The organism is Curtobacterium sp. ZW137 (assembly GCF_003762905.1).
In the GTDB taxonomy this organism is placed as follows: domain Bacteria; phylum Actinomycetota; class Actinomycetes; order Actinomycetales; family Microbacteriaceae; genus Curtobacterium.
In genome coordinates this window covers 336,187-350,468 of the sequence record NZ_RJKS01000001.1, presented here as the reverse complement: position 1 = coordinate 350,468, position 14,282 = coordinate 336,187, and the positions used below count along the sequence as shown (strand labels likewise).

15 protein-coding genes and 1 tRNA gene are annotated in these 14,282 nt (G+C 72.3%); 5 read left to right on the top strand and 11 right to left on the bottom strand.

Annotated elements, in window-relative coordinates; translation table 11 throughout:
* Positions 1 to 39 precede the first annotated feature (39 nt).
* Both EDF55_RS01580 and EDF55_RS01575 read left to right on the top strand, forming a co-directional pair.
* Positions 40 to 1,338 carry an FAD/NAD(P)-binding protein gene (locus EDF55_RS01580; RefSeq protein ID WP_185017043.1) on the top strand — a complete coding sequence of 433 codons (1,299 nt, stop codon included), beginning with the start codon at positions 40 to 42 and terminating at the stop codon, positions 1,336 to 1,338.
* Positions 1,339 to 1,588: 250 nt separating this feature from the next.
* Positions 1,589 to 2,023 (top strand): hypothetical protein, encoded by a 435-nt coding sequence (locus EDF55_RS01575; RefSeq protein ID WP_123653185.1) that lies wholly within the window; start codon positions 1,589 to 1,591, stop codon positions 2,021 to 2,023.
* A gap of 49 nt (positions 2,024 to 2,072) precedes the next feature.
* Here the strand turns inward: EDF55_RS01575 and EDF55_RS01570 are convergent, their stop codons facing one another.
* Complete coding sequence (locus tag EDF55_RS01570; RefSeq protein WP_123653184.1) at positions 2,073 to 2,894, bottom strand: alpha/beta fold hydrolase; 822 nt, start codon at positions 2,892 to 2,894, stop codon at positions 2,073 to 2,075.
* 162 nt (positions 2,895 to 3,056) lie between these two features.
* Here EDF55_RS01570 and EDF55_RS01565 point away from each other — a divergent pair, with 162 nt between their 5' ends.
* The gene (locus EDF55_RS01565) at positions 3,057 to 3,557 is read left to right on the top strand and encodes a GNAT family N-acetyltransferase (protein ID WP_123653183.1); all 501 of its coding nucleotides are present in this window, start codon (positions 3,057 to 3,059) and stop codon (positions 3,555 to 3,557) included.
* 18 nt (positions 3,558 to 3,575) lie between these two features.
* Here the strand turns inward: EDF55_RS01565 and EDF55_RS01560 are convergent, their stop codons facing one another.
* The 10 genes from EDF55_RS01560 to EDF55_RS01520 all read right to left on the bottom strand — a co-directional run bounded on the left by EDF55_RS01560 (position 3,576) and on the right by EDF55_RS01520 (position 12,795).
* Positions 3,576 to 4,352, bottom strand: coding sequence for an alpha/beta hydrolase (locus EDF55_RS01560; RefSeq protein WP_311317134.1), 777 nt, complete (start codon positions 4,350 to 4,352; stop codon positions 3,576 to 3,578).
* A gap of 43 nt (positions 4,353 to 4,395) precedes the next feature.
* Complete coding sequence (locus tag EDF55_RS18985) at positions 4,396 to 5,565, bottom strand: M20/M25/M40 family metallo-hydrolase (RefSeq protein WP_221180716.1); 1,170 nt, start codon at positions 5,563 to 5,565, stop codon at positions 4,396 to 4,398.
* Positions 5,562 to 6,590 (bottom strand): ketopantoate reductase family protein, encoded by a 1,029-nt coding sequence (locus tag EDF55_RS18980; RefSeq protein ID WP_221180715.1) that lies wholly within the window; start codon positions 6,588 to 6,590, stop codon positions 5,562 to 5,564. Before EDF55_RS18980 ends, EDF55_RS18985 begins: the two co-directional genes overlap by 4 nt.
* Positions 6,587 to 7,363, bottom strand: a complete 777-nt coding sequence (locus EDF55_RS01550) for an SDR family NAD(P)-dependent oxidoreductase (RefSeq protein WP_123653182.1) — start codon at positions 7,361 to 7,363, stop codon at positions 6,587 to 6,589. Before EDF55_RS01550 ends, EDF55_RS18980 begins: the two co-directional genes overlap by 4 nt.
* Positions 7,360 to 8,703, bottom strand: a complete 1,344-nt coding sequence (locus EDF55_RS01545) for an MFS transporter (protein ID WP_123653181.1) — start codon at positions 8,701 to 8,703, stop codon at positions 7,360 to 7,362. Before EDF55_RS01545 ends, EDF55_RS01550 begins: the two co-directional genes overlap by 4 nt.
* A 97-nt stretch (positions 8,704 to 8,800) precedes the next feature.
* A complete protein-coding gene (locus tag EDF55_RS01540) occupies positions 8,801 to 9,751 on the bottom strand; it encodes a polysaccharide deacetylase (RefSeq protein WP_123653180.1) in 951 nt (316 codons plus the stop codon).
* Between the two features lie 46 nt (positions 9,752 to 9,797).
* Positions 9,798 to 10,850, bottom strand: a complete 1,053-nt coding sequence (locus tag EDF55_RS01535; RefSeq protein WP_123653179.1) for an Lrp/AsnC family transcriptional regulator — start codon at positions 10,848 to 10,850, stop codon at positions 9,798 to 9,800.
* A 317-nt stretch (positions 10,851 to 11,167) separates the two neighbouring features.
* A tRNA-Val gene (locus EDF55_RS01530) sits at positions 11,168 to 11,240 on the bottom strand.
* Between the two features lie 47 nt (positions 11,241 to 11,287).
* Positions 11,288 to 11,983 carry an NADPH-dependent F420 reductase gene (locus tag EDF55_RS01525; protein ID WP_221180714.1) on the bottom strand — a complete coding sequence of 232 codons (696 nt, stop codon included), beginning with the start codon at positions 11,981 to 11,983 and terminating at the stop codon, positions 11,288 to 11,290.
* Positions 11,980 to 12,795 (bottom strand): inositol monophosphatase family protein, encoded by an 816-nt coding sequence (locus EDF55_RS01520; RefSeq protein ID WP_123653178.1) that lies wholly within the window; start codon positions 12,793 to 12,795, stop codon positions 11,980 to 11,982. The genes EDF55_RS01525 and EDF55_RS01520 overlap by 4 nt, the downstream gene beginning before the upstream one ends.
* 107 nt (positions 12,796 to 12,902) lie before the next feature.
* On the opposite strand from EDF55_RS01520, the gene EDF55_RS01515 reads away from it, so the two are divergent.
* Both EDF55_RS01515 and EDF55_RS01510 read left to right on the top strand, forming a co-directional pair.
* On the top strand, positions 12,903 to 13,847 hold the full coding sequence (locus EDF55_RS01515) for a LysR family transcriptional regulator (RefSeq protein ID WP_123653177.1): 945 nt from the start codon (positions 12,903 to 12,905) through the stop codon (positions 13,845 to 13,847).
* Positions 13,844 to 14,221, top strand: coding sequence for a holo-ACP synthase (locus EDF55_RS01510; protein ID WP_123653176.1), 378 nt, complete (start codon positions 13,844 to 13,846; stop codon positions 14,219 to 14,221). Before EDF55_RS01515 ends, EDF55_RS01510 begins: the two co-directional genes overlap by 4 nt.
* The last annotated feature ends 61 nt before the right edge of the window (positions 14,222 to 14,282 follow it).

Sequence of the window (14,282 nt, the reverse complement as noted above, 5' to 3'; positions counted from 1 at the left end):
AGACGCGTGCCGGACGGTGCGCGGGAGGCGGAGGAACACGTGACCGGGACGTCGATCGTCATCGTCGGTGGTGGAGCGAGCGCGGTGTACGTCGCGGTCGCGCTCGAGGAACGGTCGCTCGCCCGCGGTGCCGAGTCCCCCACGATCACCGTGGTCGCCGCGGAACCGACGATCGGACGGGGCGTGGCGTACGGCCGTGCCGACGAGCACCACCGGCTGAACAGCCCGGCGGGCAAGATGAGCGTCAGCGCCGAGGACGACACCCACTTCCTGCGCTGGGCCGCCGAGCACGGTCGCGAACTCGCCCCCGGGGACTTCATCGAACGCCGGTTCTTCGGCGACTACCTCGAGGACGTCTGGGCGCGACTCGTCGCCCGGTCCGACGGCCGCGTGCGCGCCGTCCAGGGCGACGCCGTCGACCTCCGCGTGGACGACGCCGGGGCGTCGGTCACCCTCACCGACGGCACCACCATCGATGCCGACGTCGCCGTCCTCGCCATCGGCAACCCGCCGCCCGCCACCTGGCAGACCGGAGCTGCGGTGCAGATCGACGACCCCTGGGAGCCGGGGGCGATCGCCGGGATCACGGCAGGAGCCTCCGTCCTGTTGATCGGGACCGGACTCACCATGGTCGACGTCGCCACGTCGCTCGCCCGTCGCGACGACGGCATCCGCCTCACCGCGACCAGCCGGCACCTGCTCGTGCCGGCCGTGCACCTCGACTCCCCCGCCGCACCCGGACCGGGACTCTCCCCGGACGCGCGCTCCCTCGGTTCGCTCGCATCGGACCTGCGGGCACAGCTCGTCGCGGCCGACGCCGACGGCGCCCCCTGGCAGCCGGTCATCGACGGGATCCGCCCGCGGCTCATGGACCACTGGCTCGGACTCAGCGAGCCGGAACGGCGACGGTTCCTGTCGCACTTCGCACGACGGTGGGACGTGCACCGGCACCGGATGGCACCGTCCGTGCACGCCGAGCTCACCGCGCTCGTCGACGCCGGCACCCTGCGGTACGAGCGCGACGCGGACCCGGCGGCGTACGACGTCGTGGTGTTCTGCACGGGGCCGGCCGCGGTCACCACGCCGGGGTGGAGCCCGGTGGTGGACGCGCTCCTGGCGGCGGGGCGGATCGTGCCGGAGCCCGTCGGGCTCGGGCCGGACGCCGATGCGAGCGGGGCCCTCCGCGACGTGCACGGTGTGGCCGACGGGCGGCTGCTCGGGATCGGGCACGCGCTCCGTGGGGCGCTGTGGGAGACCACGGCGATCGGGGAGGTCCGGATCCTCGCGCAACGGGTTGCGGACCGGGCGTTGGACGTGGAGCGGGCGACGGTGGCCTGAACCGCCGACGCTGCGGCCGGGGCCGGGCGGGGCCGTGGGCGGGGCCCGGGGCCGTGACCGTCGGGCGGGGCCGCGGCGGGGGCCGGGCTGCGCGGCTCGGCGGGCTTGTTCCTGACCTCCTGGCGATCATGACAGTGACTGACCGGTTCTCCAGGAGCCGTCGAGGCTTGTCACCGCGCCCCGACTTCCGGGATGCTCTTCGGTGTGGGGCACCGAGGACGGTGCCGGATCAGGAATCGGAGAGCCACCCATGCACGGACGGTCCACCAAGGTCGGTGCTGCGATCACCGCCGTCCTCGTCGTCGCGGCGCTGACCGGATGTGCCAGCGCCGGCACGACCACGGCCGCAGCCCGCACGGCCCCAGCCCACACTGCCTCCCCGACGACGGCGGCCGCACCTGCGGGCGTGGACGCATCCGGTACCGGACCGGAGGACGTCACCGTCCGAGTCCCCGCATCCCACCCCCGGTACCTGATGGCGGAGTTCGCCTGCTCGACCGGCACCGGCGGCTACACGCTGCAGGAGGATCCGCGGGTCTTCGAGCAGGACACCTGCTCCGGGCTGGACGACACGAGCGACTACCAGATCCCCCTGCCCGCCGGGTCGACGGTGCACCTGGACGTCCAGCTCCCGACGACGAGCAGCTTCACGCTCGTCGGGAGGTTCTGCAACGACGCGTGCTGAGCGCCGCGCCGAGGTGCGGCGGCCATCGACCGGCCGCCGCACTCCGGAGTCAGCGCAGCCAGGCCAGGATGTCGGCGTTGATCGTGTCGGCCTCCGTCGTCGGCATCCCGTGCGGGAAGCCCGGGTAGGCCTTCAGCGTGCCGTTCTGGACGAGCTCCGCCGAGAGCGGGCCGGCGTCCGCGAACGGGACGATCTGGTCGTCCTCACCGTGCATGACGAGGGTGGGGACGCTGATCTTCTTCAGGTCCTCGGTGAAGTCGGTCTGCGAGAACGCCACGATCCCGTCGTAGTGCGCCTTCGCGCCGCCCATCATCCCCTGGCGCCACCAGTTCTGGATGATCGCCTCCGACGGTTCGACGCCCGGACGGTTGTAGCCGTAGAACGGGCCGGAGGGCAGCGCGCGGTAGAAGTTCGACCGGTTCGCGGCGAGCTGCGCCTGCAGGTCGTCGAAGACGCTCTTCGGAAGGCCTCCGGGGTTCGCGTCGGTCTGCACCATGATCGGCGGCACGGCGCTGATCAGGACGGCCCGGGCAACCCGCTCCTCGCCGTACTGGGCGATGTAGTGGGCGACCTCACCGCCGCCGGTGGAGTGGCCGATGTGGATGGCGTCGTGCAGGTCGAGGTGTTCCGTGAGCGCCGCGAGGTCGGCCGCGTAGTGGTCCATGTCGTGCCCGTCCGACGTCTGGGTCGATCGGCCGTGACCGCGTCGGTCGTGCGCGATGACCCGGTAGCCCTGAGCCAGGAAGAACAGCATCTGCGTGTCCCAGTCATCGGCGGACAGCGGCCAGCCGTGGCTGAACACGATGGGCTGTCCCGAGCCCCAGTCCTTGAAGAAGATCTCGGTGCCGTCTGTCGTGGTGATCGTGCCCATGGACGTTCCTTCGTTCGCTTCGCCGCCAGCGCTGGCAGCTCCGGATGGGAGTGGACTCGGGGCTGCGCGCCGTGCCCACCGTCAGTGTGGCGAACATCCGTCACATCTGAAGAAGAGTTCACGCAGAATTATCGGAGGGACCAGGGTCGGTACGGTCGAGACATGGGGAAACCTGACATCAGCGGAACCGCGATCCGGCCCGCGACCGTCGGCGACGCGGAGGGCATCGCCCGCGTGCACGCCACATCGTGGCGTGAGACGTACGGACGCTTCGTGGACGACCCGGACACCAACCCGTGGTTCAGCGTCGAACGGCGGATCGGGATGTGGCGCTCGAACCTCGACGACCCGTCCATCAGGACCGCCACCGCGGTCGCGACGGACGGGTCGGGCGTCGTCGGGTTCGCCGCGGTGGAGGCCACTGATGGTCCGGACGCGGTCCGCCCCGAAGAACTGACGATGCTCTACGTGCTGGCGCGAGCACACGGAAGTGGTGCGGGCCAAGCACTGCTCGACGCCGTGCTCGGCGAGCGTCCGGCGTCGCTCTGGGTCGCCGACGACAACCCGCGCGCGCACGCCTTCTACCGACGGAACGGGTTCAGCGCCGACGGCGCCACCTCGAGCTTCGGCCCGATCGAGACGACCCTGCGGCTCGTCCGCTGAGGTCCGCACCCGTCGCGCTCAGCTGGTCGCGCTCCGGAGGTGTCGCGCGAAGAACCGGGCTGCCTCCTCGCCGGCGAACTCCGGGACTCCGGTGTGACCTCCGGTGTTGGCCGCGAGCGTCTTCTCGGCCGAACCGAACACGTCGAACAGCTCGAGCGCCGCCCGACGGTCGTTCCCCGCGTCGTCCCACTGCAGGAGGACGTGGACGGGGATGCTGACCGCCGCCGCATCGGCCAGCGCAGCACGCGGGACGTAGCTGCCGGCGAACAGCACAGCGGCGACGACGCGCGGTTCGACCGCCGCGAGTCGCGTGCCGATCGCGATCACGCCCCCGGAGTAGCCGACGGGGCCGCCCACCTCCGGCAGGGCGAGGACCGCATCCACGAGCGCTCGCCACTCCGGGACGGCTTCCTCGACGAGCGGCAGGACCAGCCGGTCGACGACGTCGTCGCTCGGCGTCTCGCCCGCGCGGATCGCCGACCGGAGTTCGGCTCGTGCCTGATCGAGCGCCGCGGACGGTGGACGCTCCCCCGCGTGCGGGAGCTCGATGGTGGCCGAGGCGAACCCCAGCTCGGCCGCTTGGCGGGCTCGTGCCAGCAGCCGGGGGTGCATCGCGTCCAGGCGACCGGGGTGTCCGAGGAGCAGCAGCGGAACGGGAGCGGAGGGACCGGCGGTCGCGGGCGTCCAGAGGATGCCGGGGATCTCGCCGAGGACGAAGGTGCGTTCGAGGAGTGCGTCGTCGTGACGCAGTTCTGCGGTGAAGTGCATGGTGAGCACCTCCTCGGCATCGTGCACGGACAGCCCGACCGTAGCACCGGTGCGCCGCGGCACGCCCGCCTCAGGCGAGCCGCCGGAGCACCTCCGCCGCCAACGCCGTCCGCTCGACCATCGCGTCGAGGTCGACCCACTCGTGCCGCGCGTGGGCTCCGTCCCCGACGGCCCCGAGACCGTCGAGCACGGCCGCGCCGAGCGCTGCCGCGAAGTTCCCGTCGCTGGCGCCGCCGACGCTCGTCTCGGTGACCACGAGACCGATCGCGGCCGCCGCGGCCTCGGCCGTCCGGAAGAGCTCCACGTTCCGGTCGGTCCGTGCCATGACGGGACGGTTCCACCCGCCCGTGACCGTGATCGAGGCAGCGGACGCCGCTGGCACGAGCCCGGCGAGGACGTCATCGATCCGCGCGGCCTCACTGTCGGACGACACCCTGACGTCGAGCGCGGCGGTCGCCGCGCCGGCTCGGACGTTGGGCCGTGTCCCACCGGTGACGACCCCGACGTTGAGCGAGGTGCCGGCGCTGTGATCCGCCGCACCGTGCAGGGCGAGGACCACCCGGGCGAGTTCGTCCACGGCGCTGGCTCCGCCGGCCGGGTCGAGACCTGCGTGCACCTCGACGCCGCGGATGTCCACGTCGAACAGCCCGACGCCCTTCCGTGCGGTCTTCAGCGCGCCGTCTGCTCCGGCCGAGGCCTCGAAGACGAGCACCGGTCCCGGGGTACGCCGGACCACGTCCTCGATGACCGGGCGGGAGCCGACGCTGCCGACCTCCTCGTCGCCGTTCAGCACGAGGCGGATGTTCGGCCGATCGAGGTCGAGGGCGTCCAGGAGGGCGACGGCGTGGGCGAACTGCACGAGCCCGGCCTTCATGTCGTAGGCACCGGGGCCGGTGAGCCGGGAACCGTCGATGCGGACCGGCCAGCCCTCGAGCGTTCCGGCTGCCCAGACGGTGTCGTAGTGGCAGAGCACCACGACCCAGGAGTCGGTGGGGCGGGGCGCCGCCAGGTCACCGACCACGACGGGCCCGTGGCGCTCGGGCTCGTGCAGCTTCCGCTCGGTGAACGGCCCGACGCTCTCTGCCAGGAACCGCTCGACGTGTGCGAGACCGGCCCGGAGCAGCACCAGGTCGTCCGAGGGGGTCTCGGTCTCGACGTACGCCACGAGGTCGTCGACCATCCGGGCGCGCCGGGACTCCGCGGCGTCGAGCAGGGGGCTGTGCACGGTCGTCCCCGTCACCGGGTTGCCTCCGCAGCAGCGACCAGGCCGCGGATCCGGTCCTCGTCCATCGGCGCGCCCTCCTCGACGGCGACGATCTCGGCGACGAGCGCGCGGATGCCGGGGGTCGCGACGCCGAGCGACGTCCCCGCCTCGATGACGGGTCCGTAGTGCAGCGGCACCTCGGTCTTCCGGTGCCGGACGGCGATGTCCCGCCAGATGCCGGATCGGGTCTTCGCCTGTGTGGCGAGCCACGCAACGAGGCCGTCGAGCGCCGCCGACGTCACGGTCGGGTCCGCGCCGGGAGCGAATGCTGCGGGTTCGAACGCGTCGAACGGCTCCGCGACGATGTCCTGCGCCTCGGTGACCGCGAGCACTTCACGGGCCAGTGACGCCATGACGTCACGGTTCCGGTCGATGAGGACGCTCATGTCCTCGTCCGCGAGCGCGGTGGCCGTGAGCATCGCGCCGAACGCGAGCTTCGACCAGAGGAACCCGGCGACGTTGTCGGTGACCACCGGCGATCCCCACAGCCGCAGGTCCTCGGCGAGTCGGCGGTTCCGGTCGCTCGTGCCCCCGGCGTACTCACCGAGCGCCATCGCGCCGAGTCCGCCGTCCTGCACCACGCCGGGGGCGACGACGTCCGCGAACAGGTCGACGAACGCGATCACCGTGCGGTCTGCCCCGACGTGCCGCGCGATGGTCGCTTCGTTGAGCCCGTTCTGCAGCGACGCGACCCACCCGTCCGGCGCGAGTCGGGGTGCGATCCAGGCCGATGCGGCGTCGGTGGCGAGTGCCTTGACGGCGAGGAGCACCGGTCCGAGGACCGGCGGCGCGTCGGCATCGTCGAGGTGCCAGATCGGCAGCCGTGCGACCCGTTCGCCGTCCGCCGTGCGGAGCCGGAGCCCGTCGGCCCGGACGGCTGCGACGTGGTCGGGGTCGGCATCGACGAGCTGGACGGGAACGCCGGCGGCGTGGAGGTGCACGGCGAGCGTGCCCCCGATGGCGCCGGCGCCGACGATCGTGTACGGGGTGGTGTCGGTCATGCGGTGACTTCCTCTCGTGCGGTGCTGAGCGGCAGGGTGTGCGCTCCGGTCGACGATCCCCCGTCGACGCGGAGCACCGTCCCGGTGACCCAGCCGGACTGCTCCGGGTCGGCGAGCCACACCACGGCCTTCGCGATGTCGGACGGTTCCCCTGGACGGCCGAGCGGGTTCGGGGAGACGGCGGCCGCGTACTCGTCGCTGACGCGGTTCACCGCGCTGTCGACGACGACGAACCCCGGGGACACGGCGTTCACCCGGATCCCGGCGGCGCCGAGCTCGAGGGCGCTGGCCCGGGTGACCATCTCGAGTGCGGCCTTCGAGGTGCTGTACGGCGCGGCGCCCGGTCGGGCGCGGAGCGCTGCTCCCGAGGTGATGTTCACGACGGCGGGCGTCCGGCCCGCCGCCGTGGCGAGCTGGGCGAGCGCGACGGTGGCCAGCAGTGGCGCCCGGACGTTGACGTCCTGCACCGAGTCCCACGTTGCGGCGTCGAGCTCGAGGAACGGTGTCGCGGGGTAGACGCCGGCGGCGTTCACGAGGACGTCGACCGGTGCCTGCTCCCACGCCGTGGACACGGCTCGGGTCGGCGCGTCGGGGTCACGGAGGTCCGCCGCGATCGTGCCGACGGGAGTGGGACCGATCGACCCGGCGGCCGCGGCGAGCGCATCCGCACGGTGGTCGACGAGGGTCAGGCGATCGCCGAGCGAGGCGAACCGCTGTGCGACGGCGAGACCGATCCCGCTCGCAGCCCCGGTGACGAGCACGTGCCGCGTCATCGGAGCACCTTGCCCTTCGTCTCCGGCATGGTCAGGTAGACGACGAGGCCGATCGCGGCGGCGACCGCGCAGTACACCCACACCAGGTTCCCGAAGCCCGCGCCGCTCATCCAGGTCGTGATGTACGGGGCGGTGCCACCGAAGATCGCGACGGCGAGGGCGTACGGCAGCCCGATGCCGGTGGCACGCACCTCCGGCGGGAACTGCTCGGCCATGATCACCGCGCAGTTCGCCGAGTAGCCGAGCAGGAACAGGATGCCGATCACCTGGATGATGAGCAGCGACCAGAACGTGCCGTTGAGGAACGTGAAGGCGGGCCACGCGAACAGCAGGAACCCGCCGGCGAAGATCGACATCGTCGGCTTGCGACCGATCCGGTCCGACAGGATCCCCGCGAAGGGCAGCAGCACCAGGAACACGACCATGGCGATGACGTTCGCGATGAGGGCCTGGTTCAGCGGGAGCCCGGTGGTCACGTGCGCGTAGGTCGGCATGTACGAGACCCACATGTAGTAGAGCAGCGTGCCGGCGATGGTGATGCCGAACACCCGTGCGGTCGCGCCCGGGTGGTCGCGGAACATCGCGGCGACCGGGTTGCGCTTCGGGGCGGCGGACTCCTCGTCGCGGGCCCGCTGCGCGGTGAACGACTCGGTCTCCTGGACGGATGTCCGCAGCCAGATGCCGACCAGCCCGATGAGGGCGCAGAAGACGAAGGCCACGCGCCAGCCCCACGCGTCGAGTGCTGCCGGCGAGAGCACCGACGTGATGATCGCGCCGATCCCGGAGGCGATCAGGACGCCCGCGCCGACCGACACCTGCTGCCACGAGCCGGCGAACGCCCGTCGTTTCGGGGCCGCCGACTCCACGAGGAACGCCGAGGACGACCCGAACTCGCCACCGGCCGAGAAGCCCTGCACGAGTCGTGCCAGGAGCAGGATGATCGGTGCTGCGATCCCGATCGTCCCGTAGTCGGGCGTGATGCCGATGAGGAGGGACGCTGCGGCCATCAGCCCGATGGTGAGCATCAGCCCCTTCTTGCGGCCGTGCCGGTCCGCGTACACGCCGAGCACCGCCGCACCGACGGGGCGCATGACGAAGCCGACCGCGAAGACCGCGAGCGTCGCGAGGAGCGCCGCCGCGTCGTTCCCCGGCGGGAAGAAGTGGTGGCCGAACACCGAGGAGAACGTGGTGTAGACGGCCCAGTCGATCCACTCGACGACGTTGCCGATGCCGCCGGCCAGGATCGCCTTGCGGCCGCGGGCCGAGAGTCGTGTCTCGTGGACGGCCGTCGATCCGGCGCCGGTGGCGCCGATCGTGCTGTTGGGTGCTTCTGCTGTCATCGTTGCGTCGACTTCCTGGTGGGAGGAACGGGGGTGCGGAACGGGTGGAGCAGCGGACTGGAGGCTCGGCGCGGGCTGGCACCGAGCCTCCCGTCCGTCAGGTGGTGACGTCCGTGGCGGGCGTGACCACCGGGTCGAGACCGCTGACGGTCGCGACGTGCTCGGCGAGGCCGGCGTGGGTGGTGAACCAGACGTCGTCGAACGAGCGGATGTGGGCGAGGAGCGCCTCGAGGACCACGAGGCGGGACCGGTGCCCGATGAAGTGCGGGTGCATGGTGAGCTGGAACACGCCGCCCTCGGCGCGTGCGACGTCGAACTCGTCGCGCCAGATGCGGCCGACCTCGTGCGGCGGCGTGTACGGCCGCAGCGACTGGAAGCGTTCCATCATCAGGTAGGGGGCGTCGTCGCGGATCCAGTCCACCGGGATCTCCACGATCCCGGTCGGGGCGCCCCGGTGCAGGATCTCGTACGGGTCGTCGTCCGCCATCAGCGAGGAGTCGTACCGGAACCCGAGTTCCCGGGCGACGTCGAGGGTGGAGTCGCTGAAGTCCCACGACGGCGTCCGGATGCCGGTCGGCCGCACGCCGGTCTGGCTCGTCAGCACGTCCACGGCGCGGCTCAGCAGGTCGAGCTCGTCGTCGTGGCCGAGCTGCGTGTTCCGCTCGTGGATCCAGCCGTGCACCGCAACCTCGTGCCCGTGCTCGACGTAGGACGGTGCTTCGTCCGGTCGGAGCAGTGCGCACACGGCCGGCATGTAGAAGGAGGACGGTGCCTCGTAGCGGTCGAGCAGGCGCAGGATGCGCGGGACCGCAGCGCGGGCGCCGTACTCCCCCATCGCCATCCGGCCCGGTGACGTCTCCCCGTCGCGGAGGGACGGGGTCTCGTGGTCGGAGTCGAAGGAGATCGCGACCGCCACGCGCGCACCGCCCGGCCACCGCTCGGGTCCCTCGGGCGGCAGCAGGGTGCGACCCGCGCGGACCTCTTCCACGTGGCCGCGCCAGGTGGCCTCGTCCCACTGCCACGGCTGCTGGCTTGCGATGTCGTCCATGTCGTCCTCTCGTGCGCTGCTGGTCATGCGATGCGTGCGCTGCTGGTCATGGGATCGCCGGAACCGAGGTGGCGCTCGTCGGGACGAAGCGTCCGTCCTCGATGCGGCTCCACATCCGTTTCACGGTGCGGAGCTGCACCGTCACGTCGACCTCGCGGACGCCGGGCAGCGCCCCGAGCACGTCGGTGCTGAACGTGTAGACGGAGGCGAAGTCCGGCAGGAACGCCTGTCCGATCAGGTTGAACCGGCCGAGGGACGCCGCGGCGTAGTGCACCGACGGATGCCCGGCGAGCTGCGCGGCTGCGGCCGACAGCCGGTCGGGCGCGACGGAGATCCACACCTCGAGCTCGGTCGCCCGGCCGAGCAGCGACGGCGCCACGAGCGGCCCGATGCGGAGCCGGCCGCTCTGCACGAGGTCCTCGAGGGTGCGGCGGGTGGCTGCCTCCGAGCGGCCGACCTCACGCGCGAGGTCGGTGAGCGGCTTCCGGCCGTCGCGGACGAGCGCGGCGAAGACCGCTCGCTCCTCCGGGGTCGCGTCGGCGTGCACCGGGGTGACGCCCTGGCCCGTCGACGGGTCCGGCGCCGGCGCGTTCGCGGTCGTGGACCGTTCCGCTGTCGGCGCGAGCGCGTCGCCGGGGAAGACCGTGAAGGGTGCGGTGAACGTCCGGACGATCGGCAGCGCCTCGGTCTCGACGGGTCGGCCGTCCACCTCGATCGTGCTGAGGAACGCGGTCAGGTCGCCGACCCGTGGCAGGACGACCTCGGCCGTACAGTCCGCGGACCCCGTCAGCGTCGAAACGAACCGCACCTCCGGCCGGCGGGCGAGCGCATCGGCCAGCGCGTCCGCTCGGGCGGCGCCGGAGCGGACCCGGACCTTCGTCGAGACGCCGAACCCCGACGCGAGGACGTCCGACGCGGCGATGATCCGGACGGCACCGTCCTCGACGAGTCGGGTGACCCGGCGCTGGGCCGTGGAGGTCGAGCAGCCCGCGAGCTCCCCGATCGTCGCCCACGATGCACGGCCGTCGTGGGCGAGTGCGCGGAGCACGGCGCGGTCGACGTCGTCCGCTCCCGCTGCGTGGGTGTCCGTGGTGGTCATGCAGTGAACGTAATCGGTCGTTGGACCGGCGTCAACGCAATTTATTCGTCACATTGACCTTGTAACACGTTGTTTTCATTCACCGGCGTCGGCGCCAGCACATCCCGGACCGCCGAGGGCGAGCAGCGCGACGAGCTCGTCCACGATCTCCTGGCGAACGTGACAGTGACTGACCGTTTCTCCAGCGCCCGAAGCGTCATGCACCCTGCCGCCGCGTCGACGGTCAGCACTGGCTCGGTTGGATCGGGTGCGCTCGGCGCTCGATGCGACGGAGACCGACGGGCTCCTCGCGTACGAGACCGCGAGGGTCTGCGGGGTGGGCCCTGCCGGGATCGAACCGACGACATCCACGGTGTAAACGTGGCGCTCTACCAGCTGAGCTAAAGGCCCTTCCCCGCCATCCTAGGACCGGAGCGGCCGCAGCACCCGCGGCCGCGTCAGCGCGCCACGGAGAGCGCGAACGGCGCGAACCCGATCGCCGCGAGCAGGCTCGGCACCATCACCGCCATCGCCTCGGGTCCGGCCGCGGTCGCGATCGCCCCGAGGTCCACGATCCACTCGTCCCGCCACCCGAGCCCGTGCAACGCCTGCCGGACGACGCCCTTGGCGCCCCCGTCGCCACCGGACACGAACACGGTCGGCGGCACGTCCAGCGCCCCCGGATCCGTCATCACGGAGAACAGCATCGTGTTGAGGCTCTTGACGACCCGCGTCTCCGGCAGCGCCCGCTGCAGCCGCTCCCCCAGGCTCCCGTCCGCGTACTGCAACCCGCCGGGCAGGCCGTCGGCGGTCCGCACGGTCGCATTGGACACGTCGAGCAGGATCCGCCCGGCGAGTTCGGAACGGAGGCCCGACAACCGTTCCAGGGACGAGTCACCCGGCGTCGCGTTCACGACCAGTGCCGCGGTGCTGATCGCGGTCACCGTGTCGGTCACGGGCACCGGACCGTCGCCGTGCACCGACGGGTCGCGGACCCCGAGGGTGACCGGGTACCCGGCGGCGGCGAACCCGCGGGCGAGCGTGCCGCCGACCCGTCCCGAGCCGAGGACGGCGATGGTGATGGCGTCGCTCGTGGTGGCGTCGTTCGTGGTGGTCATGGTGCTGTCCTTCGTGGTCGTCGTGCTGGTGGTCATCGGGCGAGGACGGCCGCGACGGCCGGTCCGAGCCCCTGGTTGGTGGCGATGAAGTCGGCGCTCGCGAGGGTCCACGGCGCTCCGGTCGAGTCGATGACGGCGCCGCCGGCCTCCGCGACCAGCAGCGCCCCGGCGACGAGGCCGGACCGCACCTGCCCCTCCTGCCAGAACGCGTCGGTGTGCCCGGCGGCGACCTGCACGAGCTGCAGGGTGGCCGGGACGGTGGCGGACACCAGCAGTGCGGCGTCGAGCATCCGGTCGATCGACGTGCTCATCCGCCGACGGACCGCCGGGTCCTCGCCGGGCTTCGCCTGCCCGGTCCCGACGAGCGCAGCGGACAGCTCGGACTTCGCCGAGACGGTGACGGGCTCGCCGTTCAGCCGTGCACCCATGCCGCGCACCGCCGTGAACACCTGTCCGAGCGCGGGCAGCGCCACGACGGTGAGGACGGGGACGTCCTCCCGGACGAGCGTCGCGGTGACGCCCCAGTCCGGCGAACCGTGGACGTGGTTGACGTTGCCCTCGGCGGCGTCCGTGACCCACCACGCGCCCGGCCCGAGCACGCCATGGCCCTCTTCGTCGTCGTCCCACCGCACGTCGGGGGCGAGGCGTTCGAGCGCCGGCCGGAGCACCGCGGCCGACGCGGCGTCGTTCGCGTCGATGGCGGCGAGCAGCGATGCCGCGTCGTCCACACGGTTCGCGGTGGAGAACCGCTCGAGCAGCACTCGTCCGGCATCGGACACGGCACGGGTCACCCCGTCGAGCAGTGCGTCGTCGAGCAGTGCGTCGTCGAGCAGTGCGTCGTCGTCCATGGTTCGTCTCCTGCATCCGGTCGGCCCCGGTGGTCGATCCGGGAGCAACGCTAGGAAGGCGACAGGATGCACACAAGGACATTCCGTGCACGTGTAGATTGCGTCCCGTGCAACTCGACCTGAACCTCCTCACCGCGTTGGACGCCTTGCTCGAAGCGGAGAGCGTCACCGGGGCAGCGGACCGACTGCACCTCTCGGCACCCGCGATGAGCCGCACCCTCGGCCGCATCCGACGGGCCACCGGCGACGAGATCCTGGTCCGCGCCGGGCGGGAGATGCGCCCGACGCCCCGTGCGCTGGCCATGCGGGCGGAGGTCCGCTCGCTCGTCCTCCGGAGCCGCGACGTCCTCGCCCCGGAGACCGGCCTCGACCTCGGGACGTTGGAGCGGACCTTCACGATCCGCGCCCACGACGCCCTCGCCACCGTCCTCGCCCCGGCGCTCGTGCAGCGGGTCGCCGCGGACGCCCCCGGGGTCGTCCTGCGCTTCCTCGGCGAGGCGCCCGACGACACGACGGACCTGCAGCGGGGTGTCGTCGACCTCGAGATCGGGTCGGAGGTCCCCACGGCGCCGGCCATCGACCACGAGACGGTCACCGACGACGCCCTCGTCGGGCTGGCTCGCCGTGGCCACCCGCTGTTCGGCGACGACGAGATCACCCTCACCGCTTGGCTGGCGGCACCGCACGTCGTCGTGTCCCGCCGCGGACGCCTCCGCGATCGGGTGGACCGCGCCACCGGTGACACCCGTTCGGTGATCGCATCGGTGGCGTCGACGAGCGCCGCGATCGAGATCGTGCGCGCGACCGACGCCGTGGTGGTCGTCCCCGCGTCCGTGGCGACCCGGGCAGCCGCCGCCGGGGACACCGTCGTGTTCACGCCGCCGGTCGACCTGCCGTCGGTCGCCGTCGTGCTGACGTGGCACCGCCGGTTCACCACGGACCGCGGACACGCGTGGCTCAGGAGCCTGGTGGCCCGGACGCTCCGGCGCGGGGCGGGCAGCACGAACGAAGCCCCGACGCCCGATCACGACGGCCCTACGCTTCCGTCATGACCGCCATCCGCACCGGCTGCGACCTCGCCGCCGTCGAGGACGTCACCGCCGGCATCCAGGCGCACGGCGAGCGCTACCTCGCCCGCGTGTTCACCGAACGCGAGCGTGCGGACGCCGGCGACGCACCCGACCGCCTCGCCGCCCGGTTCGCCGGCAAGGAAGCGGTGATCAAGCTGCTCCGTCCGACCCGCACGGACGCGATCGGGCCGCACGACGTCGCCATCGTCCTCGACGAGCACGGTGCCCCGACCGTGGTCCTGTCCGGGGCCGCGGAGGCGCTCGCCGCGGACCTCGGGATCACGACGGTATCTGTCTCGCTGTCCCACGAACGGGGGCTTGCGATGGCGACCGCGGTGGCTCTCTCGGAGCGGTGACGGGCGTTACAACGCTGCAGGCTGTACCCGCGTTCAGTTCCGAAACCGTCCTGCGGGATCC

Coding starts and splice junctions, on each gene's coding strand:
- EDF55_RS01575 (WP_123653185.1), top strand. CDS start 1,589: ATGCACGGACGGTCCACCAAGGTCGGTGCTGCGATCACCGCCGTCCTC.
- EDF55_RS01570 (WP_123653184.1), bottom strand. CDS start 2,894: ATGGGCACGATCACCACGACAGACGGCACCGAGATCTTCTTCAAGGAC.
- EDF55_RS01565 (WP_123653183.1), top strand. CDS start 3,057: ATGGGGAAACCTGACATCAGCGGAACCGCGATCCGGCCCGCGACCGTC.
- EDF55_RS18980 (WP_221180715.1), bottom strand. CDS start 6,590: ATGACCGACACCACCCCGTACACGATCGTCGGCGCCGGCGCCATCGGG.
- EDF55_RS01550 (WP_123653182.1), bottom strand. CDS start 7,363: ATGACGCGGCACGTGCTCGTCACCGGGGCTGCGAGCGGGATCGGTCTC.
- EDF55_RS01545 (WP_123653181.1), bottom strand. CDS start 8,703: ATGACAGCAGAAGCACCCAACAGCACGATCGGCGCCACCGGCGCCGGA.
- EDF55_RS01540 (WP_123653180.1), bottom strand. CDS start 9,751: ATGGACGACATCGCAAGCCAGCAGCCGTGGCAGTGGGACGAGGCCACC.
- EDF55_RS01535 (WP_123653179.1), bottom strand. CDS start 10,850: ATGACCACCACGGACACCCACGCAGCGGGAGCGGACGACGTCGACCGC.
- EDF55_RS01525 (WP_221180714.1), bottom strand. CDS start 11,983: ATGACCACCAGCACGACGACCACGAAGGACAGCACCATGACCACCACG.
- EDF55_RS01520 (WP_123653178.1), bottom strand. CDS start 12,795: ATGGACGACGACGCACTGCTCGACGACGCACTGCTCGACGACGCACTG.
- EDF55_RS01510 (WP_123653176.1), top strand. CDS start 13,844: ATGACCGCCATCCGCACCGGCTGCGACCTCGCCGCCGTCGAGGACGTC.